The 2231-nt window shown below is 44.1% G+C and carries 3 protein-coding genes and 1 pseudogene; all 4 read left to right on the top strand.

Annotated elements, in window-relative coordinates; translation table 11 throughout:
• Positions 1-506, top strand: a pseudogene (locus Q0C19_RS11310) (argininosuccinate synthase domain-containing protein); the annotation flags it as partial.
• Between the two features lie 9 nt (positions 507-515).
• Complete coding sequence (locus Q0C19_RS11315) at positions 516-1256, top strand: ferredoxin-thioredoxin reductase catalytic domain-containing protein (RefSeq protein WP_295056065.1); 741 nt, start codon at positions 516-518, stop codon at positions 1254-1256.
• A 12-nt stretch (positions 1257-1268) separates the two neighbouring features.
• The gene (gene rplI, locus Q0C19_RS11320; protein ID WP_295056067.1) at positions 1269-1715 is read left to right on the top strand and encodes a 50S ribosomal protein L9; all 447 of its coding nucleotides are present in this window, start codon (positions 1269-1271) and stop codon (positions 1713-1715) included.
• Between the two features lie 2 nt (positions 1716-1717).
• On the top strand, positions 1718-2231 hold a 514-nt coding region (hslV, locus tag Q0C19_RS11325), incomplete at its 3' end, for an ATP-dependent protease subunit HslV (RefSeq protein ID WP_295056069.1).

Consider the following 2231-nt stretch of genomic DNA (forward strand, 5'->3'; position numbering starts at 1 on the left):
GCAAAGCACTCTCTCCCGCAGTTATGTTAGAACAATTGAATATTATTGCGGGGCGACATGGTATCGGACGTGCCGATATCGTCGAAAACCGTTTTGTCGGAATGAAAAGCCGCGGATGTTATGAAACTCCGGGAGGAACCATCATGATCAAAGCACACCGCGCAATCGAATCATTGACACTCGACCGTGAAGAAGCACATCTTAAAGATGAATTGATGCCGCGCTATGCAAAACTTATCTACAACGGATTTTGGTTTGCCCCGGAGCGCGAAATGCTTCAAGCGGCTATCGATAAAACGCAGCAAAATGTTCGCGGTACCGTAAAACTAAAACTCTATAAAGGAAATGTGATGGTTGTCGGACGCAGTTCCGATATTTCACTGTTCAACCCTGAGTATTGTACGTTTGAAGAAGATTCCGTTTACGATCAAAAAGATGCGGGCGGATTTATCAAACTCAATGCACTCCGTTTTATCATTGCCGGTAAAGCACGAAAAAACAAATAAGGAAACAGGATGAGCATCATTAAAATAGATATGAATTCAGATGAGTTCCAAGCCGAGTTGGAAAAAACAATTAAATTTACCGACAAAGTCGTCAATCAATTCAATTGGGCTTATAACCCTCAAGCTGAGATCAATGAAGGGGTACAGCTCGGACTTGCTCGTAATAAAATGATGTATAGCAAACGTTTTTGTCCCTGCTACATGGTAGAAGAAGTTGAGGGAAAATATCAAAGCACCGATAACAGACTCTGCCCGTGCACGACGGCTATTGAAAAAGAGATACCGGAAGAAGGGGTTTGCCACTGTCAAATTTTCTGTACACCGGAATTTGCGGCAGCCAAGCGCCTCGAGATGGGAATCGAAGAGGTTACCCACCAACACTCACGCGGCTTAACCAAAGAAGAGTGTGAGATGCTATTGACGAAAAGCGATATCGATAGCGATGAGCTTACTTCCCTTTTTGAAGCACGTGAACTCGGTATGGTTAAATTTAAAGTTGTAGACGTTCGTGAATGGATGGAGTGGAAAATGGGACGTATTGCAGGTGCCGATGTGCTTATTCCGACCAGCAGTTTCTTCCAAACCCTGAACGACTCTAAATTACTCAAAGATGAGCATATCGTCGTCTATTGTCACGTTGGAAGCCGAAGTGCCCACTGTCAGCGTATTTTGCACGATATGGGATACACAAAAGTCTCCAATCTTGCTCACGGTATCGTCGGCTACAGCGGTGAAATTGTTCGCGGTTAATAAAGGATTATTATGAAAGTATTATTGACAAAAGATGTCAAAGGTGTCGGTAAAGCCGGCGAGATCAAAGATGTCGCAGACGGATACGGCAAAAATTTTTTAATCGGCAAAGGGTTAGCCCTTGCCGCTACCAATGAAGTTTTAAAAAAATACGAGTCGGACCAAAAGAAAAAAGCAGCCCATGAAGCGGCCGAAATCGAACGTCTCAATGCCATCAAAGCTCAGCTTGCCGATATTAAAGTCATCATTACCAAAAAACTTGGAAATACGGGACATCTTTTCGGTTCCGTCACGAAAGAAGAGATTGGTGAAGCTCTCCACGCTCAGCACGGAATTGAAATCGACAAAAAAGAGCTTGATGCCAAACACGGAATCAAGACGACCGGACTGCACGATCTTGACCTCAAACTCGGTCACGGAATTCACGCAACACTTCATGTTGAGATCAAAGGGGAATAGAAATGTTTGATGCCACGACCATACTCGCTTATAAAGGTAAAAACAATGCCGTTATCGGTGGAGATGGTCAGGTAACATTCGGACAAACCGTTCTCAAAAATAATGCAACAAAAATCAGAACGCTCCATAACGGAGAAGTTTTAGCGGGCTTTGCCGGCTCAACTGCCGATGCCTTTAACCTTTTTGATATGTTCGAAGAGCATTTGGATCATCGTAAAGGCGAGCTCATCAAAGCCGTTATCGATTTTTCCAAAGCGTGGCGGAAAGATAAAGTTCTGCGCCGTTTGGAAGCGATGATGATTGTTCTCAATCAAGAACATATTTTTATCCTTACCGGAAACGGTGATGTCGTTGAACCTGAAGACGGAGAAATCGCCGCTATCGGAAGCGGTGGAAGTTATGCCATAGCAGCGGCGCGAGCCCTCAAAAAACATGCTTCTTTAGACGAAGAGACTCTTGTCAAAGAGAGTCTTGCCATTGCTGCGGACTTGTGTATCTATACGAACCACAATATCA

It is taken from the genome of Sulfuricurvum sp. (genome assembly GCF_023250475.1).
In the GTDB taxonomy this organism is placed as follows: Bacteria; Campylobacterota; Campylobacteria; order Campylobacterales; family Sulfurimonadaceae; genus Sulfuricurvum.

Coding starts and splice junctions, on each gene's coding strand:
- rplI (WP_295056067.1), top strand. CDS start 1,269: ATGAAAGTATTATTGACAAAAGATGTCAAAGGTGTCGGTAAAGCCGGC.
- Q0C19_RS11315 (WP_295056065.1), top strand. CDS start 516: ATGAGCATCATTAAAATAGATATGAATTCAGATGAGTTCCAAGCCGAG.